Source organism: Pantoea sp. (genome assembly GCF_032114055.1).
In the GTDB taxonomy this organism is placed as follows: domain Bacteria; phylum Pseudomonadota; class Gammaproteobacteria; order Enterobacterales; family Enterobacteriaceae; genus Pantoea.
The window spans coordinates 1-26,190 of the sequence record NZ_DAMCTB010000012.1; the positions used below are offsets into that span (position 1 = coordinate 1).

Genomic DNA, 26,190 nt, shown 5'->3' on the forward strand with positions numbered 1-26,190 from the left:
CTGTCTGAAAAGACAGGTTTTTTTTCGTCTGTGGAAAAGAGGATGAGAACCTCCGACCGCCTCTTACCGCCACGCATAAACTCAAAGCGCAGGTAACCCGGTCAGAAGAGGAAAGCGTCCCACGGCAGGGACAAAAACGCCGGGAGCGTTTTTGAACAACGCAACGCGTTGGCCCTGCTACGGGCGCACCTCAGGGATGAGGTGCGTAATCGCGTGGGCTGAGCGCCCAGGGAGGGTTTAAGCGCCTTTCCGATCTGACCCTGTTTCCGGTGCACTCGCGATCTGACCGCCAGACAGGCTCTCTCGCTTTGCTTCCGGCGGAGATTTCTGGCAATGCAAAAGCCAGAACAGGATCACTCTGGTCAGATTTCCGGAGCCAACTGGCCTCGCGGGGTGAACGGCTTCAGTTTCTCCTGCGATATCAGGCGGCGGATGTCAACCCCACGAAGCCTCTGCCTTTTCCAGAAAATTCCAGTAAAACCCCTTCGCTGCCTGTTTCGCTGATTAACCGCTGTTATCGCCGCTTTCGCGCTGAGAGCCCTTGCCACATCAGAGCTGCCAGCATAATTCGGGACACGTTCTTCTTATGACCGAAAGCATCAACATGCTGATTTCTTATGCTTCTGTTCCAGCATATTCCGCTGCGTGAACGTCATAACGCACGGTGAATCGTTCAGTTATTCAACGTTTGCCGGTAAAAGTTTTAAGTTTTTTAGCGGTGAGAATCACTGGTCTGCGGGATGCAATTCAGCACAATGCACGGAAATCTGGCCTCATGCGCTGTGTATTGTAGGGCTTTCAGAGCAAAACGGTTTTTATTACCGTTGCATGCTGTTCCTCACACTCTGTGTAAATAAGTAACCGTTGTATTGACGTTCTTTGCAACTGTTGACAAATTGATGCGTCAATAAACGTGCAGTTACGGAATTTTCTGAATGCCTAATCAGCATGAGAAAAAACAAATGGCAGCGTGCGTTTAAACCACCCGTTCGGTGGTTAGCCTGAACCGCATAAAAAAACCAGAGGTCGGGCACTACACAACATCACATCACAATGGAGCAAAAGCATGATCAACTCCCTGGCTAAATCCGGGATGCTGAAGGTCGGTCTGAGCCTGATTGCTATGACTGTCGCCGCCGGTGTTCAGGCAAAAACCCTTGTTTACTGTTCTGAAGGTTCTCCGGAAGGCTTCAACCCGCAGCTGTTCACCTCCGGCACGACCTACGATGCCAGCTCACGTCAGATCTACAACCGACTGGTTGAGTTCACCATTGGCACCACTGAACTGCATGCGGCGCTGGCTGAGAAATGGGATGTCAGCGAAGACGGTAAAACTTACACCTTCCACCTGCGCAAAGGCGTGAAGTGGCAAACCACCAAAGATTTCAAACCAACGCGCGAATTTAACGCGGATGATGTGGTGTTCACCTTCGAGCGCCAGCTGGATAAAAATAACGCTTACCACGGCGTTTCCGGCGGCAGCTACGAATATTTCGAAGGCATGGACATGCCGAAGCTGATCAGCAAAGTCGAAAAAGTGGACGACCACACCGTGCGCTTCGTACTGACGCGTCCTGAAGCGCCGTTCCTGGCCGATCTCGGTATGGACTTCGCCTCGATTCTGTCGAAAGAGTACGCTGACAACATGCTGAAAGCGGGCACCCCGCAGAATGTCGATCTGAATCCGGTCGGTACAGGGCCGTTCCAGCTGCTGCAGTATCAGAAAGATTCCCGCATCCTGTACAAAGCGAACCCGGATTACTGGGGCACCAAGCCGAAAATCGATCGCCTGGTCTTCTCCATCACGCCAGATGCTTCCGTGCGTTACGCCAAGCTGCAGAAAGGCGAATGCCAGGTGATGCCGTACCCTAACCCGGCTGACATCGCCCGTATGAAGCAGGACAAGAACATCAACCTGTATGAGCAGGCGGGTCTGAACGTCGGATATCTGTCGTACAACGTTGAGAAAAAACCGCTGGATAACCTGAAAGTGCGTCAGGCTCTGACCATGGCGGTCAACAAAAAGGCGATCATCGACGCCGTTTATCAGGGGGCAGGTCAGCCTGCTAAAAACCTGATCCCGCCAACCATGTGGGGCTATAACGACGCGGTGAAAGATTACGCTTACGATCCTGAGAAAGCCAAAGCACTGCTGAAAGAAGCAGGCATGGCGGACGGTTTCTCCATCGACCTGTGGGCGATGCCGGTTCAGCGTCCTTACAACCCGAACGCACGTCGTATGGCTGAGATGATCCAGAGCGACTGGGCGAAGATTGGCGTGAAAGCCAAAATCGTCACCTATGAGTGGGGCGAATATCTCAAGCGTGCTAAAGCGGGCGAGCACCAGACCGTCATGATGGGCTGGACCGGCGACAACGGTGACCCGGATAACTTCCTGGCGACGCTGTTCAGCTGTTCCGCAGCCAAAGATGGCTCTAACTACTCGCGCTGGTGTGATAAATCTTTCGAGGATCAGATCCAGCCCGCCCGCGCCACCGCCGATCAGGCGAAGCGCATCGAGTACTACAAGCAGGCTCAGGTTGTGATGCATGACCAGGCACCGGCGCTGATGATCGCGCACTCAACGGTCTATGAACCGGTCAGCAAGAAAGTCACCGGGTACAAAGTCGATCCGCTGGGCGGACACTACTTTGCTCAGGTAGACATTAACGAATAATTGTCGCATTTCCGGGGCGGCTGCGCGTCGCCCCGGCTCTATCTCCCTGTTTTACTGGAAACGGTAGAGGCGCAGCCTGTCTGCGTCGCGGTCGGGCCTACCCGATCGTCAGATGTAAGCAATAACCCCCCTCGCGGCGACGGTCGCGCGGACAAGAGAGAAACCGGATTATGCTGCAGTTCATACTCCGACGTCTGGGCCTTGTCATCCCAACGTTTATCGGCATTACATTACTTACCTTCGCGTTTGTTCACATGATCCCCGGCGATCCGGTGCTGATTATGGCGGGTGAACGCGGTATTTCACCTGAACGCCATGCACAGTTAATGACGCTGTTAGGGCTGGATCAGCCGCTGTGGAAACAGTATCTGAACTACATCAACGGCGTGCTGCATGGCGATCTCGGCATTTCACTCAAGAGCCGCATTCCGGTCTGGGATGAGTTCGTTCCGCGCTTTAAAGCGACGCTGGAACTCGGCATCTGCGCCATGATCTTCGCCGTCGCCGTCGGTATCCCGGTCGGCGTACTGGCGGCTGTGAAACGCGGCTCGATTTTTGACCATACGGCGGTAGGTATTTCACTGACCGGCTATTCAATGCCGATTTTCTGGTGGGGCATCATGCTGATTATGCTGGTGTCGGTACAGCTCAACCTGACGCCGGTGTCCGGACGGATTGGCGACAGCGTCTTCCTGGATGACACATTACCGCTGACCGGCTTTATGCTGATCGACACCTTCTTCTGGGGTGAACCGGGTGATTTCCATGATGCGGTGATGCACATGATTCTGCCCGCTATCGTCCTTGGCACCATCCCGCTGGCAGTCATTGTGCGTATGACGCGCTCGGCCATGCTCGAAGTGCTGGGTGAAGATTATATTCGTACGGCCCGGGCCAAAGGCTTAACCCGGATGCGCGTTATCGTGGTGCATGCGCTGCGCAACGCCATGCTGCCGGTGGTAACGGTGATTGGTCTGCAGGTCGGCACACTGCTGGCCGGGGCGATTCTGACCGAAACCATCTTCTCCTGGCCGGGTCTGGGACGCTGGCTGATTGAAGCGTTGCAGCGCCGCGACTACCCGGTGGTGCAGGGCGGTGTGCTGCTGACCGCCGTCTTGATTATCCTGGTCAACCTGCTGGTTGATCTGCTGTATGGCGTGGTGAATCCGCGCATACGTCACAAGAAATAAGGGGGCATCATGTCTGTTGTTGAACCCGGCAGCGTTAACGTTGCACCCAAGCCGATGACCCCGTTTCAGGAATTCTGGCACTACTTTAAACGCAACAAAGGCGCGGTTATCGGCCTGGTCTATATCATCATTGTGCTGCTGTGCGCCATTTTCGCCGATGTACTGGCCCCGCATTCGCCAGCTGAACAGTTCCGCGATGCGCTGCTGCATCCGCCGGTCTGGCAGGATGGCGGAAGCTGGAGCTACATTCTGGGCACCGACGATGTGGGCCGCGACGTCCTGTCGCGCCTGATGTTTGGTGCACGTCTGTCGCTGCTGGTGGGTTGTCTGGTGGTGGTACTGTCGCTGATTTTCGGCGTGATATTCGGCCTGCTGGCGGGCTATCTCGGCGGCGTGGTCGATGCCACCATCATGCGTCTGGTCGATATCATGCTGGCGCTGCCCAGCCTGCTGCTGGCGCTGGTGCTGGTCGCCATTTTCGGGCCTTCCATCGTTAACGCCTCCATCGCGCTGACGTTTGTCGCGTTACCGCACTATATCCGTCTGACGCGCGCGGCAGTGCTGGTAGAAGTCAACCGCGACTATGTGACCGCCTCTGGCGTCGCCGGTGCCGGTATGCTGCGCCAGATGTTCGTGAATATTCTGCCTAACTGCCTGGCACCGCTGATCGTGCAGGCTTCATTAGGTTTCTCCAATGCCATTCTCGACATGGCGGCGTTGGGCTTTCTCGGTATGGGTGCGCAACCGCCAACGCCGGAGTGGGGCACCATGCTCTCCGACGTTCTGCAGTATGCGCAAAGTGCCTGGTGGGTGGTGACCTTCCCCGGACTGGTCATTCTGCTGACCGTGCTGGCATTTAACCTGATGGGCGATGGTTTGCGTGATGCACTCGACCCGAAACTCAAGCAGTAAAGAGGCACCGAGATGGCGTTATTAAATGTAGACAAACTGTCGGTGCATTTCGGCGACGAGAAAGCACCGTTCCGCGCGGTTGACCGCATCAGTTATCAGGTTGAGCAGGGCCAGGTCGTGGGCATCGTGGGCGAGTCCGGTTCCGGCAAATCGGTCAGTTCACTGGCAATCATGGGACTGATCGATTTCCCCGGCAAAGTGATGGCGGAGACGCTGGAGTTCAGCCAGCGTGACCTGAAACGCATCTCCGAAAAAGAGCGCCGCCAGCTGGTGGGCGCAGAAGTGGCGATGATTTTTCAGGACCCGATGACCAGCCTCAACCCCTGTTACACCGTGGGCTACCAGATTATGGAAGCGATCAAGGTGCATCAGGGCGGCAACAAACGCACCCGCCGTCAGCGGGCGATTGACCTGCTTAATCAGGTTGGCATTCCTGATCCTGCGTCACGACTCGATGTCTACCCGCATCAGTTGTCGGGCGGGATGAGTCAGCGTGTGATGATAGCGATGGCGATCGCCTGTCGGCCTAAGCTGTTAATTGCCGATGAGCCGACCACGGCGCTCGACGTGACTATTCAGGCGCAGATCATTGAGCTGCTGCTGGAGTTGCAGCGTCAGGAGAACATGGCACTGATCCTGATTACGCACGATCTGGCGCTGGTGGCCGAAGCGGCGCACCACATTATTGTCATGTATGCCGGTCAGGTGGTGGAAAGCGGTAAAGCCAGCGATATCTTCAAAGCGCCGCGCCATCCCTATACACAGGCGCTGCTGCGCGCGCTGCCGGAGTTTGCGGCAGACAAAGCGCGTCTGGCCTCTCTGCCGGGCGTGGTGCCGGGCAAGTATGACCGCCCGGCTGGCTGTCTGCTGAATCCACGCTGCCCCTATGCGACTGACCGCTGTCGTCAGGAAGAACCCGAACTGCGCACTATTCCAGGACGCCAGTCCAAGTGTCACTATCCGCTGGACGATGCCGGGAGACCCACTTATGAGTCATGAAACCAATAAAGATCAGTTCCTGCTGCAGGCTATCGATCTGAAGAAGCACTACCCGGTGAAAAAGGGGCTGTTTGGTCAGGAGCGCCTGGTCAAAGCGCTGGATGGCGTCTCTTTTAATCTGGAGCGGGGCAAAACCCTGGCGGTGGTTGGGGAGTCCGGCTGTGGCAAATCCACGCTGGGCCGCCTGCTGACCATGATTGAAACGCCGACCGAAGGCCAGCTCTACTGGCACGGTCAGGATCTGCTGAAGCACGATCCTCAGGCGCAGAAGCTGCGTCGTCAGAAAATCCAGATTGTGTTCCAGAACCCGTATGGCTCGCTCAATCCGCGTAAAAAAGTGAGTCAGATTCTGGAAGAGCCGCTGGTGATCAATACTCAGCTGACCAAAGCGGAACGTCGCGAGAAGACGCTGGAGATGATGGCGAAAGTGGGCCTGAAGACCGAGCATTATGACCGCTATCCGCACATGTTCTCAGGGGGACAGCGTCAGCGTATTGCCATCGCGCGCGGGCTGATGCTCGATCCGGATGTCCTGATCGCCGATGAGCCGGTTTCTGCGCTTGATGTGTCGGTGCGTGCCCAGGTGCTTAACCTGATGATGGATCTGCAGCAGGATATGGGGCTCTCTTACGTCTTTATCTCGCACGATCTGTCGGTGGTGGAACACATTGCTGATGAGGTGATGGTGATGTATCTCGGCCGCTGTGTGGAGAAGGGGAGTAAAGAGGCCATCTTCTCTAACCCGCGCCATCCCTATACTCAGGCTCTGCTGTCTGCGACACCGCGTCTCAATCCTGACGACCGCCGTGAACGTATCAAGCTGACCGGTGAGCTGCCCAGCCCGCTTAATCCGCCGCCAGGCTGTGCTTTCAATGCGCGCTGTCATCGTCGTTTTGGCACCTGTGTCCAGCTGCAGCCGAAGCTGAAAAACTACGGTGGACAGGAGATTGCCTGCTTCGCGGTGGATCAGGATGAAAATCAGCCGGTAGGTGTGGCTGAGAAGGTCAGCTGAAGATATACGGCCTGTGCGCCAGCTGCGCTGAGCGCACAGGCCGCCGCCGATTCTGACATTCTGATGCACGCCCCAGCCTGAGGCTCCTTTCTGGAGCCTTTTTTTATCTCAACTCAGCGTCACGCCTTATCCCGGGCGGGTCAGCGACAACGCAGCGGCGATACCGCGCATTTTTTCTTTAATACTGCTCACCTGATTTTTTATGGCTGAGGCTCAGTGTGCAGAAAGATAAGGACTTTCAATCCCTCAGCGTCGCGTTTCGCTTTAATGTCTGCGCGCCGCAGCTTTATTTCCATTAACCAGGGAATTTATCTCACGCTGTCTGGCTGTACCGGCGTTCATCAGAACGGTTAATTCTTAAAAATTATTAAAATTATGCTGACAGATTTAACTTAAGGAATAATTATTAATTATCAGCTTTAATGTGCCTGTAATGGCATTATTCGGCTAAATAAGAATCTTTATGATTAGTCAGTTTTATTGATTTTGGCTTTTTTGTAATCAGATTTTTCTGACCATAATTAAACGGATATGTTATATTCCGGAAAAATTTCCTCCTGTTGCAGGCCATGACGAATGAAGAATGATTACGATGATTTGCAGCGTTTTAAAGAGAAAACGCAAACGCTCGACATCGACTTTAAAGATATGTCTGGTCAGGCGCAGGAAGCGGCAGAACACAGCAAATGGGCGCTGATCCGCCAGCTGGCAAAAGAGGAAAATCAGACCCCTTTTAGTGGTGGTCAGCGTATTGACCTGCCACAACCTCAGCCACTAAGGGGTGATGAGTTCACGGCACCGCCACCTGAGGCCCCCCCTCGCCCTGCCACGCTCAGTGCGCAGCCGGCCCTGTCGGCGGGCACCTCAATTCTTGATAGTCTTTCAGGCAGCCCGATGCCTGCGCCCGGCAGAGCCGCAAATCACACGGCGTCGCTCTTTCCACCGCCGCCGCCGCGACAACCTCTGGCTCAGCCGCAGGCGGCTGAACGTGTCGCGCCGGTACACGCTGCCACGGTCGCGGAGCCTCAGCCTGCCCTCTCTCCGGCTGCATCCGCCTCTGAACCCGGACGCTTTGGTGCGCTGTTCCGCCCGCGCGAGACGCCGTTGCCGAAAGAAACCCTACTCAAACCGTTACTGGAGAAGATTGCGCTATGCCGTTAGTTTGTGTGTGCTCGCCAAAGGGAGGCGTGGGAAAAACGACGCTGGCGGCGAATCTGGCCTGGAGCCTGGCGCGGTCGGGTAACAAAGTGCTGGCCATCGATTTCGATGTGCAGAATGCACTGCGTCTTCACTTTGGCGTGCCGCTTAACGATGGTCGCGGCTTTGTGGCGCGCTCAGAAGAGCAGGCAGACTGGAGTCAGTCGATTCTCACCACGGGCGGCAATATCTTTGTCCTGCCTTACGGCGATGTCACGGAGCCTCAGCGTGAACGGTTCGAAGAGAACCTGATGAAAGATCCTCACTTCATTAAGCGCGGTCTGGACACGTTACTGAACTATCCTGGCCTGGTGATTGTGGCCGATTTCCCCCCCGGCCCCGGCCCCGCCCTTAAAGCGATGACGGCGCTGGCCGATATACATTTAGTGGTGATGTTAGCGGATACCGCCTCTGTGTCGTTATTACCGCAGATTGAAGAGAACCGGATGATTGGTAAACCGCTTAATAATAAGCATGGGCACCACTTTATTCTTAACCAGTGCGATAACCGCAGGAATATTAATCGCGACGTTACCGCCTTTATGCAACAGCGTCTGGGCGACAATTTACTGGGCGTGGTTCACCGTGATGAAAGTGTGGGTGAGGCCAATGCGTCTCAGCAGTCAGTTTATGATTTCAGCCCCGCGTCGGCAGCCGCATTTGATATTGAACTGATCGCTAAACGCGTCAGCAACATTCTGAACATTACCGTAGGTAATGGCGAAGTGCAGGCTTCCATCCGCACAAACCACTATTAACCAGCTTCGGCCAGGTGACTGACTTATACAGCTCTTCTCAGGGTGAATCATGAGTAAAATCGGGTTTTACCTGCTGCTGCTGGTGCTTGCACCCGTTGCTGCGGTGATCATCATTACGCCAATGGACAGCCAGAAACAGTATATTTTTGGCCTGATCAGTATTGGCATGATGTTTTTATTAGGGTTCAGCAAAAGCCGCAAAATAACGGTGGTGATGGTCATTCTCTCTGCCTTAATGTCCAGCCGTTATATCTGGTGGCGCACGACGGAGACGCTGCACTTTAATTCCGAGGTTGAAGCAATTCTGGGGATCGGCTTATATCTGGCGGAACTTTATGTCTGGCTGATCTTAATTCTTGGCTTCCTGCAGACCACCTGGCCATTAAAACGCACCATCGAACCTTTACCCGATGACACCACGCTGTGGCCGACGGTCGATATTTATGTGCCCTCCTATAACGAAAGTCTGGAGGTGGTGCGCGACACCGTGCTGGCGGCGCAGTGTATTGATTATCCGCGTGACAAACTGAAAGTGTATCTGCTGGATGATGGCAAGCGCAGCGAATTTGCCCGCTTCGCGGCGGATGTCGGGGTTGGCTACATCACCCGTGACGACAATAAACACGCCAAGGCTGGCAACCTCAACCATGCGATGACAATCACCAAAGGTGAGCTGATCTGCATCTTTGACTGCGACCACGTTGCGACCCGCACCTTCCTGCAGGCGACGGTCGGGCCATTCCTGAAAGATCCGAAGCTGGCGCTGCTGCAGACGCCGCACTACTTCTATTCACCCGATCCTTTTGAGCGCAATCTGCGGGCGGCGCGCAGCATTCCGAATGAGGGCGCACTCTTTTATGGCCCGGTGCAGCAGGGGAATGACAACTGGAACGCGACCTTCTTCTGCGGCTCCTGTGCGGTTATCCGCCGTTCGGCGCTGGAAGAGATTGGTGGCTTTGCGGTCGAAACCGTCACCGAAGATGCGCACACTGCGCTGAAAATGCAGCGTCTGGGCTGGGGCTCCGCCTTTTTATCCATCCCGCTGGCTGCCGGTCTGGCGACTGAACGCCTGGGCCTGCATGTCATTCAGCGCACCCGCTGGGCGCGCGGCATGACGCAGATTTTTCGTGTCGATAACCCGCTGTTTGGCCGTGGCCTGAAGTGGCAGCAGCGTCTCTGCTATCTCAACGCCATGCTGCACTTTCAGTTCGGCCTGCCACGCGTCGCCTTCCTGACGGCACCACTGGCTTATCTGCTGTTTAACCTGAATATTATTCACTCCTCGGCGTCGCTGATCTTTGCCTATGTGCTGCCGCACCTGGTGATGTCGCTCTACGTGAACTCCCGCATGAACGGCCGTTTCCGTTACACCTTCTGGGGCGAGATCTATGAGACGGTGATGTGCTTCCATCTGGTGATCCCGACCCTGCTGACTCTGCTGTCGCCGAAACATGGCAAGTTCAACGTGACCGATAAAGGCGGCGTGCTGGACCAGGGCTTCTTCGATTTCCACATCGTGCGTCCGCACGTGATTGTGGCGCTGCTGCTGGGCGTCGGGATCGTGGCGGGCATCGTCCGTGCCACGATGCATGACTATTTTGGCGTCGATCCTTACGTTATCGCGCTTAACGTCGGCTGGGCGATCTTCAGCCTGATCATTCTGATGGCCGCCATTGCCGTCGCCCGCGAAACCAGGCAGGTGCGTAAAACTATCCGCGTAGAGGTGCAGATCCCGGCGATTATTCATTACGCCAGCGGCATATCTTCACGCACCCTGACCAGCAACCTGTCGATGGGGGGCGCGCAACTCGATGCGCCGGACAACCGCCACGAGTCGGACGAGATTGAAGAGATCGATTTGCTGCTGAAATCCGGCGCGATCACCATCCCGGTCAGTAAGATTTCCGGCGATCGCGAGAGCATCCGCCTGCGCTTCGAGGCGATGCCGCTGGCACGCCGTCGCGAGCTGGTGCGGGTCGTGCTGGCGCGCGCCGATGCCTGGATCCAGCCGGAGTATAAGCAGGATAACCCGCTGCTTTCACTGGGCACGATTATCCGTACCGTATTTGAGCTGTTCTGGCTGACCTGGAAGGGCCGCCACGATAAACGTAAAAAAGTCGACCCGGTTGCGGCCGCGGCGAAAGAGGATGGCGCGGCATGAAGATCCTGATGCAAACGTTGCTGGCCAGTTCGCTGAGCGCCGCACTATGGCTGACGCCTGCGGTCGCGGAGACGCCGGTTGCTGGTGAGAGCAACAGCGCCGCACCGGTAAACAGCCCGGCCCCGACGCCCCCGGATAGCGCGTCCACAGCCCACACTGACAGTGCGGCCGTCAGCGTGCCGGTCAACAGCGCGGCACCGCTGCCGTCTGGCGCCGCTGCAACCACGCCGTCAGCCGATGCCGCTGTCAGCGCGCCTGTGGAAAATCAGGCGTCGCCAGTGATGACGCCGGTTAATACGGCGGTCGCACCGGCTGCGGATTCAGCGCAGGCGACAACGCCGGTCAGCAGTGACGAGCCGGCAGCGCCGTCACTCTCCTCAGCGGCCCCGGCGGCGCAGGCCGCTGAACCTGCACCGGCTTCAGCGCCACAGAGTGTGGCGGCGGAAACCGCGCCCGCATCGGTAAATCCAGCCTATGCCCCGGCTGATGAGGCGGCATCCGTGCCGCAGGCCAGCGGGGAGGGGTCGGCTTCTGCCGCTGCGCCAGAGAAGAGCAGCGGATCCGTCACCCAGGACAGCAGTGCGCTGTCCGACGTGCCGCCGCCGCAGGGACTGAGCGGTGCCGATCCGGCGCTGGAGGCGGCCGCCAGCGCACTGCCCTATGCGCCAGGTCAGACAACCGTGCCGGTGGCCGTGCCGCAGCCGGTTATCGCGGCGGCAATCAATCAACCCATCAGCAGCACCATCTCGGTGGCCCAGATGGGCCAGACGCGCGGCATCACGCTGACCGGCGGTCAGTTACAGTCGGGCATTACGTTTACCCTGCCGAGTGATGAGGTTATTACCAATGCGCGGCTGAATCTGACGCTGCGCGTGTCCGCCGCGCTGGCCGCCCGTAATACCTCGCTGCAGCTGATGCTGAATGGTCAGCCGCTGGGCACGCTGCCGCTGGGCGCCACGGACAGCGACGTCAGCGACTATGAGCTGGATATTCCGGCGGCGATGGTGGTGTCAGCCAATAACCTCAATTTCAAAATCAACGATGCGGACAAGCTGCTGTGCGAGAAAGAGAGTGCGCAGCAGTATCAGGTCACTATCCTGCCGAAAACTTCGCTGCACCTTGAGGGGCAGCAGCTCAATATCGGCACCAGCCTGCGTAATTTCCCGCGCCCCTTCCTGGATCCGCAGCGAATGACGGCCTCCGTGGTGACGATGGGCTTTGCCCGTCAGGTTTCATCGGACGCGGTCAGCGCGGCGGCCCTGGTCGCCTCCTGGCTCGGCATTCAGAGTGACTATCGCGGCATCCGCTTCCCGGTGGTGCGTGGTGAACTGCCGGAACACAACGGCATCCTGTTTGGTCATCCCGGCGATCGCATCGGCACCCTGACGCTTCCGGCCAGTAACGGCCCGATGCTGCAGCTGGTCGATAATCCCAACAATCCGGTTTACAAGTTACTGCTGGTCGTGGGCAACAACGACGATCAGTTACGTCAGGCGGCCAACCGGCTGACGACGCAGCCGCTGAGTACCGACGAGAGCTACCTGCAGGTTTCCCCGCAGCCTCTCGGCAACCGCAAACCGTATGATGCGCCGCGCTGGATCAACACCGACCGCCCGGTGCGCCTGAGCGAGCTGCTGCGCAAAGATCAGAACCTGACCAGCAGTGGCATCTGGCATGATGCGCTACGTGTTAACTTCCGCGCCGCGCCGGACCTGTTCCTGTGGGATGGCGATACGGTGCCAGTCAATCTGCACTACCGCTTCCCCTCTGAAAGCTGGATCGACGAGGACAACTCGTTCCTGAACGTCATGCTGAATGGCACCTTCCTGCGCAACCTGACGGTGAACAAGGTCGGACTGCTGGAGAGCGCCTGGCATCGTCTGGGCGGAGATGCGCGTCAGGAGCAGTATCAGCTCAACCTCGAACCCTATCTGATTTATGGCGACAACCAGCTGGCGCTCTACTTCAACATCAGACCGCGGGCCGATGCGCCCTGCGGCGTGCTGCTGAACAACAACATCAAAAGCCGGATTGAAGAGGATTCATGGATCGATCTGAGCCATACGCGTCACTTCAGCATGCTGCCAAACCTCTCCTACTTTGTAGGCGCGTCGTTCCCGTTCTCGCGGCTGGCTGATTTTGGTCAGACTACATTGCTGCTGCCGGAAACGCCCAGCGACGCGGAGCTGTCCACCCTGCTGGACCTGGCCGCACGGGCGGGCAACGCCACTGGCGTCCCGCTGACGCAGAATCAGGTGCTGTTTGGTCTGCCCACGGGCGGCACCCATCTGGCGCGTCTGATGCAGAGCGATCTGCTGGCAGTCAGCACCACCGGCAACAGCGCCTTTAATCAGGCGATGCTGGCGGCGTCACCCTACAGCGCTACCGGCTCCAGCCTGGGTGTGAAGGAGTCCGGCACGCTGGAAAAACTGCGTGGCTGGCTGACCGGCGACTGGAGTCGTCAGCAGCTGGATGCCGATCGTTACTTCTCCTCCAATGAGGCGTGGCGCGGCTTCCTCAGCTACCGCTCACCGTGGAATCGCGACCGGCTGGTGGTGATGACGGTAGCGACCAGCGATGAACAGTTGCTGCGTCTGCACAACGATTTGAGTTCTGCGCAGATCAACGCCGCGGTGCGTGGCGATACGGCGATTATCACCGACGAAAACGGCATTCGCAGTTTCCGTGTCGGCGCGCAGTTCCCCAGCGGCGAGATGCCCTGGTACATGATGGTGGTGTGGTATGCCAACCAGCACTCTGTGCTGCTGGCACTGGCGGCGCTGCTGGTTTCTGCCCTGGTGGGCAGTGCCGCGTGGGTGATGCTGAAGCGACATGCGGCGCGGCGTCTGAACCCCGGTCAGAACCGTGATTCCGGCAGGAAGTAAGGATAATAACAATGAAAAAAAATCTGTTGAGTGCCGGTATTCGCCATGCGCTGCTGCTGGGCAGCGCGCTGGCCCTGTCGCCGCCGCTGCTGGCGGCGGAAAGCACCAATCCGGCGTTGCAGGCGCTGTTTGATCAGGCGTCCTACTGGCATCAGAAAGCGCACGACGATCTGGCGAAAGCTTCGCTGCAAAAAGTACTGATGGTAGAGCCGGGCAACACTCAGGCGCTCTATCTGCTTGCGCTCTACTCACAGCAGGGCGGCGACAACGCGGCGGCGGCGCAGTATCGCGCCCGTCTGAGCCAGGTCTCTCCCGGTGATCCGCATCTCAGCGAACTGGAGAACGCGCGCCAGATGCAGACCATTCCACAGGCGCAGCTTTCGCTGGCGCGTCAGCAGGCGCGCAGCGGCAACATCCAGGCGGCGTTGCAGACCTGGCGCAACACCTTCAGCGGCAATGAGCCGCCCGCCAGCGTGGCGGCAGAATATTACCTGACCATGGCGGGTGACCGTACGCTGCTGCCGCAGGCGGTTGAGGCGCTGCGCCAGTTTGCGGCTCAGCATCCGCAGGATACCGGCGCGCAGCTGGCGCTGGGTAAGGCACTGACCTATCAGGAGTCGACCCGCCGCCAGGGCATTGAAGTGCTGAGTTCGCTGGCGAGCGGCAATCAGGATGCCGATCGCTCGCTGCGTCAGGCGCTGTTGTGGCTCGGTCCGCAGCCGTCTGATGCGTCGCTTTACCAGACCTGGCAGCAGCGTCATCCGCAGGATTCTGCCGTCATCGACTACTACCGTAAAAACGTCGGCGGTGCAGAAAAAGGCGCGGGCTTCAGCGCGCTGAACAGCGGTGATGTCGGCGGAGCCCAGGCCAGTTTTGAAAAAGTGCTGGGAGCCAACCCCGAGGATGCAGATGCGTTAGCGGGCATGGGCTATGTGGCTCAGCGCGCCGGGCGCTATCAGGAGGCGGCGGACTATCTGCAGCGGGCGGCACAGCTCGGCGGTGAGCAGGGTTCGTCGCGTCAGCAGCAGGCTGACGATGCCCGTTTCTATGCGCAGCTGGCGAGTGCTCAGCAGGCGCTGAAAAGCGGCGACAATGCTCAGGCGCTGACATTAAGTGAACCGCTGATTCAGGCGGAAGGCGAAAAGGGCGTAGCCGCCAGGCTGTTCCGCGCTGACGTGCTGCGCCGCACCAATCAGCCTGCGCAGGCGGAGCAGCTCTATCGCACCATTCTGCAAAGCGATGCGGATAACCGCAGCGCGAAAGAGGGGCTGTTCTACGTGCTGCGCCAGCAGAACCGCACAGCGGAAGCAAATACCCTGCTGGGTGCGCTGCCGGAGAGCGTCCGTCAGAGCGTCACGCCACGCGCCAGTGAAGCGGATGCGCTGCGTCAGCAGGCGAAGCGTCAGCTGGCGGCGGGTAACCGCGCGGCGGCTATCGCGACGCTGCAGCAGGGCGTTCAGCGCTATCCCACCGATGGCTGGCTGCGGCTTGATCTGGCGCGGCTCTATCGTCAGCAGGGTGACACGCTGCTGGCGGCCAACGTCATGCAGCCGGTGATGCGCAGCGGAGCCAGCACCGGCGAACTGTATGCAGGCGCGCTGAACGCCAGTGAAAGCGGCGGCTGGCAGCAGGCCAGCGCGCTGCTGGCGCGGATCCCTGCGCAGTCGCAGACGGCGGCGATGCGCGAGCTGGCGCAGCGGGTGAATTTCAACCTGCAGATGAGCACCGCCGATCAATACCTGGCGCAGGGCGCCACGGCGGCGGCGGCTAATACCCTGAAAGCGCTGACGACCACGCCACCGGTCAACCCGGTGGATGCCGGTAATCTGGCGCAGAAACTGGCGCAGGCGGGCGATCTCACCAGCGCTGTCTCGGTGGTACGCACCAACCTGCAGCGAGGCGTGCAGGGCAATGCGGGCGACTATGCTGCGCAGATGGCGGTACTGAATCAGGCCGGACTCGGCAGCGAAGCGCAGCGCTTTCTCAATAATCCGGCGCTGCAGGCGCGCAGTACGCCGATGCAGCTGGCGGGTATCCGCAACGGCTATCTGATCAACGAGGTCGATCGCCTGCGGCAGCAGCGGCAGTACGCAGCGGCCTACGATAAGCTGATCGGTGCGCTGCAGCAGGATCCGCAGAACCGCGACCTGATGTTTGCCATGGCCCGGCTTTATCAGGACGGCAAAATGAACCGTGATGCGGGCGTGGTGTATGACTACCTGATGACGCAGGATACGCCGACCCAGGATGCGCGCGTCGGGGCCATTAACGTCGCGCTGGCGCAGAACAATGTGCCCCGTGCCAATGAACTGACCCGTGGCCTGAACAGTACGACCCGGTCGCCGGATCGCCTGCTGCTGCTGGCGCGGGTGGCGGAAGCCAATGGCGAACATTCGCAGGCGATGGCGTATCTGCGTTCGGCGCGCGGCCAGCTGATTGGCCTGCAGGATGCGCAGCCCGGCAGCGTGCCGACGGTCGGCGGACTGGCGCTGGCGGATAACCCATTTATCAACCGTCATACCTCGCCGGTGGGGCGTTCACCTTCGGCTTACGGCACTGTTCTGCCGTGGCAGGCAGCACCGGCGGAGGCCGCGCCCGCGGGCGAACCGGCCGCAGGCAACGAAATCGTCGCGCAGCGCACGCAGATTCTGCACGATGTGGATACCATGATGGACGCGCTGCAGGAGAAAACCGCCACTTGGAGTCAGGGCATGGTGCAGGTGCGCGGACGCGATGGCGAGTCGGGCCTGAGCAAGCTTACGGAAGCTAAAGCCCCGCTGACCTTCTCGACGGTACCATTTGAAAAGTCCCGTCTGGACTTTACCGCTACGCCGGTCTCCCTGACGGCGGGCAGCGGCGCGGCGGATGCCTGGCGTCGTTTCGGCACCAATGCGCTGAGTCAGGGCAGAGTGGTAGCCGCAGGCGGTGCGACGGTGAATGACCTGCCGAACGCCACCACCGATTCGCAGACCGCCTCTGGCGTCGAACTGAACCTGGCGCTGAAGGGCGACAGCTACAAAGTGGATCTCGGCAGTACGCCGCTGGGCCAGGATCTCAGCACCCTGGTGGGCGGCGTGCAGTGGTCACCGAAACTCACCGACTTCCTGACCCTGATCCTGACCGGTGAGCGCCGCGCGATTACCGACAGCCTGCTCTCGTATGTGGGTGCAGAAGATAAAACCAGCGGCAAACGCTGGGGACGCGTGACGAAGAACGGAGCGAACGCGCTGCTGAGCTACGACAATGGCGATGCCGGGTTCTATGCCGGTGCAGGCGCTTACAGCTACCTGGGTGAGAATGTCGCCAGCAACAATAACCTGCAGGCGACGGCCGGGGCCTATGTCCGCCCGTTCCACACCGACGACCGCGAGCTGAAAGTGGGAATGAGCCTGTCGTGGATGGACTTCTCAAAAAATCTTAGTTATTTCAGCTACGGACAGGGGGGCTACTTCAGTCCGCAGAACTACGCGTCGGTTTCGTTCCCGATAGAGTTCTCACGCAAGTTTGACGATCTGAAAGTGAATATCGGCGGGTCCGCCGGTTATCAGTCCTACAGTCAGGATAAGAGCGCTTACTTCCCGGCCGATGGCCGCCTGCAGTCGGAGCTGGAATCCCTTGCCGCCAGCGGCAGCGTGAAAGAGGCGTACTATTCTGGCGGCAGCAAAAACGGTATTGGCTATAACCTGCACGCCGGGGCGGACTATAAACTCAATAAAGATGTGACGATTGGCGGCCAGCTGGGTTATGACACCTTTGGTGACTATAACGAAAGCAGCGCGCAGCTCTATGTCCGCTACCTGTTTGGAGAGAAGTAATGAGTGAACATTCAGGGGTATCGCATCCTTATCAGCCGGGCTGGTTTGACCTGGTCAGCGTGCTGATCGACGGAATGATCGCCAACGCCGGTCAGCAGGAGGCGGAAGCCTTTCTCTACCAGATGGGGGAATCGCTGGCGACACGCTATCCTTTGCCACAGGCGCGCACCGTGCAGGATCTGGAGCGCGAGTGTAATCTGCAGCTGGCACGGTTTAACTGGGGCTTTGTGCAGTTTCAGCCCGAAGAGACGGCGCTGCGGATTGCGTATCACGCTTTACCCGCAGGCGACAGTCTCCATTCACCGGCAGACTGGCAGGCCGCATTTGGGGCGGTAATGGCCGGCCTCCTTTCGGGCTGGTTGCAGGGGCAGGGCGGCAGTCACCAGGTGCCGGTGACGCCTGAACTCAATGACGGCACGACGCTGCACTATCGATATCAATAGGACGGAACATGAAACGTAAGCCATTCTGGCTGGGCTGGATTTGCACTGTCGTACTGCTGGCCTGCAGCGCCCAGGCCGCGGCCAGCGGCTGGGAGACATTTAAGAGTCGCTTTGTCACTGCGGAAGGGCGGATCACTGATACCGCCAATAATAACGTCAGTCACACCGAAGGGCAGGGCTATGGCATGTTGCTGGCGGTAGCCAACGACGACCGGGCCACCTTTGATCGGCTCTGGCAGTGGACACGCAGTCAGCTGCGTAATCCGCAGACTGAACTGTTCTACTGGCGCTATGTGCCCGGCAGTAACGATCCGGTTGCGGACAAAAATAACGCCGCAGATGGCGACGTGCTGCTGGCCTGGGCGCTGCAGCGAGCCGCACAGAAATGGCAGGAGCCAGCCTATCAGCAGGCGTCTGACCGCATCCAGCGCGCCATCATCAAACTGGATGTTATCCGCTTTGGCGGCCACACCGTGCTGATGCCGGGCGCGCAAGGCTTTAATAAGACCAGCTATGTGGTGCTTAACCCCTCCTATTTCCTGTTTCAGGCCTGGCGGGAGTTTGGCGAGCACAGTCATCTTCAGGTCTGGGACGCACTGATTAATGACGGCTTCGATCTGCTGGGTAAGCTGAGCTTTGGCAAAACGGGTCTGCCGCTGGACTGGGTCGCGCTGAATGCGGATGGCTCGGTGGCACCGGCGGTCGGCTACTCGAACCGCTTCAGTTATGACGCTATTCGCGTGCCACTGAATATCTGGTGGTACGATCCACACAGTCTGGCTCTGGTGCCGTTCCAGCGCGTCTGGCAGGGTTACAGCCGGATGCTGACCCCCGCCTGGTTCGACGTGCTGGCCAATACCCCGGCGCCTTATCATCTTGAGGGCGGATTGCTGGCGGTGCGGGATCTGACGCTGAATGAAACCGGCTATCTCAGCGATCGGCTGGCGGCAGATCAGAACTACTTTTCGGCCAGTCTGCAGCTGCTGACCTGGCAGGCGTTTCAGGAGAAACGCTGATCGCGGCGCGGGTCAGGGCTGTTCAGCCCTGACCCGCCGCTGACGGCTTACTCCGGATAGGGCACCCAGTCGCCGCCGTTAAGCCGTATCCACGGCTTACCCTGATACATCATCACCACCGCCCCGTCGTTTTCCGACACCACTGGCGTCTGTGGCAGCTTGTCGGCCAGCACCGACATATTCACATTCGGCGCATTAAAGACCTGTCCATCCACCACGCGCGACACCAGTTCTGAGATCGCCAGCAGGCTGGTCGGCGCATCAATATTGAGCGGCTGCCCCTGATGAGGCGCCTTCATGCCGACAAACTTAATCCCCACCGGCACATGCGTAATGCCTGGGCTGGGAATATCGCGCAGGCCGGACATCTGCATCTTATCGCCCTGCAGGGCTGCGCCATGTTCCGGAACGATCAGCACCATCACCCGGCGGCCCGACTTCTCCAGTTGGGTGAGGAAGGTATCGATCTGGTCAAACAGCAGCTGCGCCCGCGGCTTCCACGGGGCAGTTTTAGTGCTGCCGAGTTCGCGGGTGCCGTCATGCAGCGGGATCAGGTTGTAGAAGGTAGCACTGCGTGCATCGCTGCTTTTGTTGCGATCGTCGAGCCAGCGCTGCATCAGCTGAGCATCGTTAAACACCGGCGAGCTGTCGAAGGAGGAGAGCTCCGGCGCAATGCCCGCCTGCGACATCAGCGGAGCCTGAATGTCGCCTGCCTCACGCAGCTCTTTAAGATAGTTACCAAACACGCCAGTGTGGTCCATCATCAGCTGCTCTTTAAAGCCCAGTTTCGCCAGATTGTCGAACAGATAGCAGCGTGCATCGGCCGGTTTGTAGAGGTCACTGTGCGATGTCTGACCGCAGCTGGCACGCAGCAGGCGAATCCCCGCCGGGCCGCTGTAGCTGGTAGCCGAGTTATAGTTGGTCAGCATAATGTCGACGTGCTGCCACAGCGGATGATTGCGCAACTGGGCCGCATCCATATCAGACCAGGCGAGCGAACAGATGTTGATGACCAGAATGTCGAATGGCTGCGAATCCGCGGGCAGGCTGTCCGGGAAGTGGGTCACGCGCTTGCGTTCACTTTCATAAAAACGGCTGAGCCAGGCGGTCAGACTGGCGCTGGTGGGCGCGGCTGACTGATCGAGCCCATCCGGCACAGCCGCCGCCGGGTTCGCTGCGGGTGTCTGATTCAGGACGACCTGCGGCGTGGCAGCACGCGTCGGCAGCAGCGACATGGCCGGACCCGCAATAGTCAGCACATTGAGCCAGATCAGCATCAGCGACACCAGCACGGTGAGGCGAATCCAGGGGGAGATAAACAGATAGAGCACCAGCAGCACAAACAGCGCGCCCAGCATTTGCCAGTTGACAAAACGGTTGACCAGGTCGAGCAGATAATCCGCCGAGAAGCCCGCCAGCTGGTCGCCCTGACTGAGAAGGCTGTTGATGCCGGGCAGCCAGGTGTCATGCCAGAACAGCCCGAAACCGATCGGAATCGAAACCCAGTGGCGCAGACGATGCAGACGGGCCGACGGCAGCGGAAAAAGCAGCCAGGCAAGGAACACCAGGTTGCTCAGGGCGTGAAAATTGAGATAGCCGTACCACAGCAGGGCGAACTTGACTAAGAAGTAGAAATTCCAGCCGCCCAGCCCACGCCAGCGGGACCACAGACGGGAGGCATGACCCGCAGCGGGTTGATCATTTTTCATTACTGTTTACATCCGTTTTTGAGGATTGACGCTGCCAGTGTCCTTCAGATTTCAGCGCACGTGCCGGTAACAGCCGATTCAGCAGGCCATTCCAGCGACGCGGCAGCCACCGCTGCCATACCGGCTTCAGAATCAACGCGACCGCAATTACCAGCAGCGCAATCTGTACCCAGTCCATCAGGTTCATCAGGATTCGTTCTCCGGCAGTAAAGTGATGGGCTGTGGCGTCGCGCGCGGAGGCGTTTCTGCGGGCCGGGTGAGAGCAGTGCGCGCCGGCGCAGCCACCGCAGCCACGGTCTGCAGCGCCACCGGCCGCATTTTTTTGATATTGCCGATTTCAGCCTGAATCTGGTTGTCCTCAAACCAGATAATCCGGTTGGCAAACAGTTCGTCGTGCGGCAGGGAAAAGATAAATTTCAGCGCCTTATCCAGGTCGTTATAACGGCAGGAGGAGAGAAACAGGATGACCCGATCCGCCAGTACCGTGACCAGATCGCCAAAGCGACGCGGTTTGCAGAGCGTCAGGATCTGCTGCGGCGTAAGTTGCGGCACCGGGCGCAGAGCAACCAGCAGACCTTTGTCATTTTCCGGCAGCAGAGGATTACTGATAAGCTGGCTGACCGCCTGACAAAACGCTTCAGGAGGCAGATACCCCTTTTCGTGTAGCGGCTGCACTGCGGCGATCAGGGCATCCAGACTGGCGGGAACCAGGCGACTGAACCGCTGTCCCTGAATGCCTTCGAGCAGGGTAAGGAATTTCGACATCGCGGCCGTGGTGGGTACAATGCTGTTCACGCCGCACGCCTGCAGCAGACGCTCATCGCTGTAACGCAGGCTGACGCCCATCTCACGCACGACGATCTTCAGCCCGTTACCCCGGCTGCGGCGCAGGCTGTGTACCATTTTTGCCAGCTCGCGGATCTGTTCGCTGTGCGTCAGACTGAAAATCACGGTGGCAGCGTTGGCCTGCTGTGCGCTTTCCCAGACCTGCTGATTATTCTCAAACAGTCGCCATTGTCGTGAAAGCGGCGGTGCGCCTTCAAGCACGCTTTTATCAGCCAGATAATGCTGTTCGTCATTCAGGCTTAACGGTTCCTGCGTTTCTTTTAACGCAAAGAAGTGGTCATCTTCACAGCCCAGACGCAGCGTGCGGTCGGCCAGCAATCGTTCACCGGTATACCACCAGCTTATTTGATACTGCCAGCCACCCTGCTGAGAGGTTAAATAAGCCAGCCCGTCCATCTGGCGAAAATAACGCTGCAGATTATTACTCTGATTAAATTGCGTAATACCGGCAGTAACAATAAGAAGCGTCATTTTCTTTTTATGCAGCAGCCTGCGCATACGCGTTATCCAGTCGCTTAATTCTGCATCATTTAATTTATCCCACTGCGCGGCCGCGCTGCTAAAGATGACCAGGCCATTTTTATGGCCGAGCGTGCGGGCGAAATCGCGCGCCAGATGCAGCAGGCTTTTTTTATTTTCGGGCAATGAAAACAGCGGGATGCGGTCGGGGCCACTGGCAGGTTCGGGTGTCAGCAGCGCCGCAGGCGGCTGACCGGCGCTGATGAGCGTGACAGCCTGCTGATGTGAAATAACCTGACGAATAAAAGCATGGGCATCCTGCTGACGTGTGCAGCTTACCCAGTAACATCCAGGATTTTGTAATGTGCTTACTTCAGGCTGAACCTGTCGCAGCCCCAACGAAAAAGAATTTTTCATATTGAATTCGTTATTTTTCCAGCCCAGGCTAGTTTATTATAGACAGCATAGGTTGTAACCTGACGAATTAAAAATAACTGACTGCCGAATGTTTGCCTTTTCCGGGCATCGTACGCATTCTGGAAACCATTTTCCAGATCGCGGGTAAATGACACAGTTCTGGTGCCGACGTTTTATTAGTGGCGGGAAATAATGAAAAATCACGATGTTTATACGCCGGTCTCCGCTCAGCGTGAGCCTCAGGATGATATCAGTGCGCTGCGTGACGCCTTTTCTTTGCATGCGTTTCGTTATGTCGATATTGCACGTGAAGAGCGGCTGAAAGAGATTGTGACCTGCTGGCCGCTGTTATCGGAAACCCTGTCTGTGCTGCCGGAGTCCTCTCGCTGATGCCACAGATTGCGCTTCAGGGCATCCGGGGCGGCGTCGGCACGACATCGCTCTGCGCAGCACTCGGCTGGGCGCTGACCACGCTGGGTGAACGGGTCCTGCTGATTGATGGTTCGCCAGTCAGTCAGTTGGGTGCGCACTTTAATCTGCCCGTACAGGCGGCACAGGGCTGGATGCAGGCGCTGTGTGACGGCGGTGACTGGCAGCAGCATGCGCAGCGCTATCCGCAGGGGCCCGACCTGCTGCCTTATGGCCTGCTTTCCTCTCCTGTCCCGGCGCAGGATGCGGCTGTCGCCACGCCGCTACTTGACACGCTCCCGGCCCTGCGCAGGCGCTATGGCTGGATTCTTTTCGATCTGCCTGCCGAAAGCGTACCGTGGCATGAAAAACTTCTTCCGCTGCTGGATAGTCTGCTGTGCATCGCTACGCCGGACGCCAACTGCCATCTGCGCCTGAGTCAGCGACCGTTTCCGGCAGTGACCCGGTTTCTGATTAATCAGTTCAATGCCAACAGCCGCCTGCAGCAGGATCTGCATCAGTTCTGGATGGCGACGCTGCATCCGCTGATCCCCTTGCTGATCCACCGCGATGAGGCGCTGGCAGAAGCCCTGATGATGAAGCAGCCGGTCGGGGAATACCGGCCACACGCGCTGGTCAGTGAAGAGATCACTACCCTGGCGAACTGGCTGCAGCTGCATCTGAAAGAGGAGCGCGCATGAACCCGCTACGCTGGCTGCTGACCGCCCCGGCCTGGCTGGGAATAGAGCGACGCTATGCCGACGCACGTCGTCATGGCGCCTCCCGTTTCGCCAGCGCGTTTAATCTGTTCTGGTGCGGCCTGGTGGTCATGCTGTTCCGCGTCGAAACACCCGGCTGGCAGCGCATTCTCCGGCAGCGCCGCCGCCTCTATCCGCACATTTCGCCGGAGCGCCCCCGGCCGCTCGATTTTCTGCGCTATCTGACGCAGACCCTGTGGCTGGTGATTGTCCTGCCAGTGGAGGGCCCCCGCCGCCGCGCGAACGGCTTCGCTGCGCTGATTCGCTGGCGGCAGCAGGCCTATCGCTGGCTGGAGCGGCGCGCAAAACGGGCAGAGACGAACCAGCTGGGCGCACGGGCTGAACGGCGACTGAAGCGACTGCCGCCGCTGCTGCGCTATACCCTTTTTATCGGTACAGGGCTGTTCGCCTCGCTGCTGGCGCTGCTCTGCATCAGTCAGCCCTTCGATCTGACGACGCAGTTTATCTTTGTGCTGCTGCTCTGGGCGCTGGCAATGGGCATACGGCGGGTGCCGGGCCGTTTACCCACGATGATGCTGATTGTGCTGTCGCTGACCGTATCCTGTCGTTATCTCTGGTGGCGCTATACCTCGACGCTGAACTGGGACGACCCGGTGAGCCTGGTACTGGGACTGCTGCTAATCGCCGCCGAAACCTACGCCTGGGTGGTACTGGTGCTGGGCTATTTTCAGACGTTATGGCCGCTTAACCGGCAGCCGGTGTCGATGCCAGACGACCGCTCGACGTGGCCATCAGTGGATCTGCTGGTGCCCACCTATAACGAACCGCTGAGCGTGGTCAGGCCGACGCTCTACGCCGCACTGGGGGTGGACTGGCCGAAAGATCGGCTGAATATCTATCTGCTCGACGACGGTAAACGCCCGGAATTTCGCGAGTTTGCCGCCAGCATTGGCATTCACTATGTGGTCCGTCCGGACAATGCACATGCCAAAGCGGGCAACATCAATCACGCGCTGAAAACGCACTGCCGCAGCGACTTTGTGTCGATCTTTGACTGCGACCATGTGCCGACGCGCGCCTTTCTGCAGATGACAATGGGCTGGTTTATCAAAGATCCCCGGCTGGCCATGCTGCAGACACCGCATCACTTTTTCTCCCCCGATCCGTTTGAGCGCAATCTGGGGCGTTTTCGCCGCACGCCTAACGAGGGATCGCTGTTTTATGGACTGGTTCAGGATGGCAATGACACCTGGGATGCCACCTTTTTCTGTGGCTCCTGCGCCATTCTGCGACGCGACGCACTGGAGCAGATTGGCGGTATCGCGGTTGAAACCGTGACAGAGGATGCGCATACCTCACTGCGTCTGCATCGCCTCGGCTATACCTCCGCCTACATCCGCATTCCGCAGGCGGCCGGACTGGCGACAGAAAGTCTGTCAGCGCATATCGGTCAGCGCATCCGCTGGGCGCGAGGCATGGTGCAGATTTTCCGTCTCGATAATCCGCTGTTCGGCAAGGGGCTGAGGTGGGTACAGCGCCTCTGTTACGCCAACGCCATGCTCCACTTTCTCTCCGGGATCCCACGCCTGGTGTTCCTGCTGGCGCCGCTGGCGTTTCTGCTCTGTCATGCCTACATCATCTATGCGCCCGCGCTGGCGATCGCCGTCTATGTGCTGCCGCACATGCTGCACACCAGTCTGACCAATTCACGCATTCAGGGGCGCTGGCGACACTCGTTCTGGAGTGAAGTCTACGAAACCGTGCTGGCATGGTATATCGCCCTGCCGACGACCGTCGCGCTGGTCAATCCGCATAAAGGCAAGTTCAACGTGACCGCCAAAGGCGGACTGGTCGAGAAGCGGCACCTGGACTGGGTCATTACCCGGCCTTATATGATGCTGGTACTGCTCAATCTGGCGGGCGTGGTGATGGCATTCTGGCGAATGCAGCACGGCCCGGCCAATGAAGTGTTAACGGTATGGGTCAGCCTGGTCTGGGTGCTCTACAACATGGTGATTCTCGGTGGCGCGGTGGCGGTGTCGGTCGAGGCCCGTCAGATCCGCGAAGCGCATCGGGTTGAAATTGCGATGCCAGCGGCGATCTCGCGTGAAAACGGCCACATGCTGCCCTGTACGCTGCGTGACTATTCGGATGGCGGTGTCGGTCTGGAGCTGCGTGAGCCTGATGCGCTGCGGGAGGATGAGAAGGTCTGGCTGCTGCTGCGTCGCGGGCAGCAGGAGTTCAGTTTTCCCTGCCGGGTACAGCGCGTCTTTGGGCTGCGGGCAGGCGTGCGTCTCGACGCGCTGACCACCCGACAGCATATCGATTTTATTCAGTGTACCTTCGCCCGTGCCGATACCTGGGCGCTGTGGCAGGACGGTTTTCCTGAAGATAAACCGGTGCAGAGCCTGGCCGATATCACGATCCTCGGCTTCAAAGGGTATCTGCGTCTGGCGGAATATGGTCCGCCGCAGTTACGTCGGTTGTTTAACCTGCTTACCGCTGGGGTAAGCTGGCTGGCTTCGCTGTTGCCGCAGGGCATCGGTCGCGCGCCCGCTTAAAAAAAT

The 26,190-nt window shown here is 58.7% G+C and carries 18 protein-coding genes; 15 read left to right on the forward strand and 3 right to left on the reverse strand.

The annotated features are described in order from the left end of the window. The first annotated feature begins 1,066 nt into the window (after nt 1-1,066). From dppA to RT657_RS16960, 12 genes are all read left to right on the forward strand, one after another. The gene (dppA, locus tag RT657_RS16905) at nt 1,067-2,677 is read left to right on the forward strand and encodes a dipeptide ABC transporter periplasmic-binding protein DppA (protein WP_128085906.1); all 1,611 of its coding nucleotides are present in this window, start codon (nt 1,067-1,069) and stop codon (nt 2,675-2,677) included. 170 nt (nt 2,678-2,847) lie between these two features. Then, the gene (dppB, locus tag RT657_RS16910; protein ID WP_313655855.1) at nt 2,848-3,867 is read left to right on the forward strand and encodes a dipeptide ABC transporter permease DppB; all 1,020 of its coding nucleotides are present in this window, start codon (nt 2,848-2,850) and stop codon (nt 3,865-3,867) included. A gap of 9 nt (nt 3,868-3,876) precedes the next feature. Then, a complete protein-coding gene (gene dppC, locus RT657_RS16915) occupies nt 3,877-4,779 on the forward strand; it encodes a dipeptide ABC transporter permease DppC (protein ID WP_128085905.1) in 903 nt (300 codons plus the stop codon). Between the two features lie 12 nt (nt 4,780-4,791). Continuing rightward, complete coding sequence (gene dppD / locus RT657_RS16920) at nt 4,792-5,778, forward strand: dipeptide ABC transporter ATP-binding protein (RefSeq protein ID WP_313655856.1); 987 nt, start codon at nt 4,792-4,794, stop codon at nt 5,776-5,778. Continuing rightward, the gene (gene dppF, locus RT657_RS16925; RefSeq protein WP_111142069.1) at nt 5,768-6,790 is read left to right on the forward strand and encodes a dipeptide ABC transporter ATP-binding subunit DppF; all 1,023 of its coding nucleotides are present in this window, start codon (nt 5,768-5,770) and stop codon (nt 6,788-6,790) included. Before dppD ends, dppF begins: the two co-directional genes overlap by 11 nt. Before the next feature lie 576 nt (nt 6,791-7,366). Next, nucleotides 7,367-7,951: a cellulose biosynthesis protein BcsO gene (gene bcsO, locus RT657_RS16930; protein WP_313655857.1), complete on the forward strand. Its 585-nt coding sequence runs from the start codon at nt 7,367-7,369 to the stop codon at nt 7,949-7,951. Further along, nucleotides 7,942-8,745, forward strand: coding sequence for a cellulose biosynthesis protein BcsQ (bcsQ, locus tag RT657_RS16935; protein ID WP_313655858.1), 804 nt, complete (start codon nt 7,942-7,944; stop codon nt 8,743-8,745). The genes bcsO and bcsQ (RT657_RS16935) overlap by 10 nt, the downstream gene beginning before the upstream one ends. A gap of 49 nt (nt 8,746-8,794) precedes the next feature. Continuing rightward, a complete protein-coding gene (gene bcsA / locus RT657_RS16940) occupies nt 8,795-10,906 on the forward strand; it encodes a UDP-forming cellulose synthase catalytic subunit (protein ID WP_313655859.1) in 2,112 nt (703 codons plus the stop codon). Beyond that, nucleotides 10,903-13,791 (forward strand): cellulose biosynthesis cyclic di-GMP-binding regulatory protein BcsB, encoded by a 2,889-nt coding sequence (gene bcsB / locus RT657_RS16945; protein ID WP_313655860.1) that lies wholly within the window; start codon nt 10,903-10,905, stop codon nt 13,789-13,791. The genes bcsA (RT657_RS16940) and bcsB overlap by 4 nt, the downstream gene beginning before the upstream one ends. Before the next feature lie 11 nt (nt 13,792-13,802). Then, nucleotides 13,803-17,606 (forward strand): cellulose synthase subunit BcsC-related outer membrane protein, encoded by a 3,804-nt coding sequence (locus RT657_RS16950; RefSeq protein ID WP_313655862.1) that lies wholly within the window; start codon nt 13,803-13,805, stop codon nt 17,604-17,606. Then, complete coding sequence (bcsD, locus tag RT657_RS16955) at nt 17,606-18,049, forward strand: cellulose biosynthesis protein BcsD (RefSeq protein WP_313655863.1); 444 nt, start codon at nt 17,606-17,608, stop codon at nt 18,047-18,049. The genes RT657_RS16950 and bcsD overlap by 1 nt, the downstream gene beginning before the upstream one ends. 8 nt (nt 18,050-18,057) lie before the next feature. Beyond that, complete coding sequence (locus tag RT657_RS16960) at nt 18,058-19,065, forward strand: glycosyl hydrolase family 8 (protein WP_313655864.1); 1,008 nt, start codon at nt 18,058-18,060, stop codon at nt 19,063-19,065. A 47-nt stretch (nt 19,066-19,112) separates the two neighbouring features. On the opposite strand, the gene bcsG is transcribed toward RT657_RS16960, so the two are convergent. The 3 genes from bcsG to bcsE are packed head-to-tail and all read right to left on the reverse strand — an operon-like array spanning nt 19,113 to nt 22,496. Continuing rightward, entirely contained in the window at nt 19,113-20,774 is a 1,662-nt protein-coding gene (gene bcsG / locus RT657_RS16965) for a cellulose biosynthesis protein BcsG (protein ID WP_313655866.1), read from the reverse strand. Continuing rightward, nucleotides 20,764-20,961 carry a cellulose biosynthesis protein BcsF gene (locus tag RT657_RS16970; protein ID WP_313655868.1) on the reverse strand — a complete coding sequence of 66 codons (198 nt, stop codon included), beginning with the start codon at nt 20,959-20,961 and terminating at the stop codon, nt 20,764-20,766. Before RT657_RS16970 ends, bcsG begins: the two co-directional genes overlap by 11 nt. Then, complete coding sequence (gene bcsE, locus RT657_RS16975; protein ID WP_313655869.1) at nt 20,961-22,496, reverse strand: cellulose biosynthesis protein BcsE; 1,536 nt, start codon at nt 22,494-22,496, stop codon at nt 20,961-20,963. Before bcsE ends, RT657_RS16970 begins: the two co-directional genes overlap by 1 nt. 192 nt (nt 22,497-22,688) lie before the next feature. Between bcsE and bcsR the strand changes: the two genes are divergently transcribed. From bcsR to bcsA (RT657_RS16990), 3 genes are read left to right on the forward strand one after another with little or no spacing between them, the layout of a single operon-like run. After that, nucleotides 22,689-22,886: a cellulose biosynthesis protein BcsR gene (gene bcsR / locus RT657_RS16980; protein WP_313655870.1), complete on the forward strand. Its 198-nt coding sequence runs from the start codon at nt 22,689-22,691 to the stop codon at nt 22,884-22,886. Then, on the forward strand, nt 22,886-23,605 hold the full coding sequence (bcsQ, locus tag RT657_RS16985; RefSeq protein WP_313655871.1) for a cellulose biosynthesis protein BcsQ: 720 nt from the start codon (nt 22,886-22,888) through the stop codon (nt 23,603-23,605). The genes bcsR and bcsQ (RT657_RS16985) overlap by 1 nt, the downstream gene beginning before the upstream one ends. Then, entirely contained in the window at nt 23,602-26,184 is a 2,583-nt protein-coding gene (gene bcsA, locus RT657_RS16990; RefSeq protein WP_313655872.1) for a UDP-forming cellulose synthase catalytic subunit, read from the forward strand. Before bcsQ (RT657_RS16985) ends, bcsA (RT657_RS16990) begins: the two co-directional genes overlap by 4 nt. The last annotated feature ends 6 nt before the right edge of the window (nt 26,185-26,190 follow it).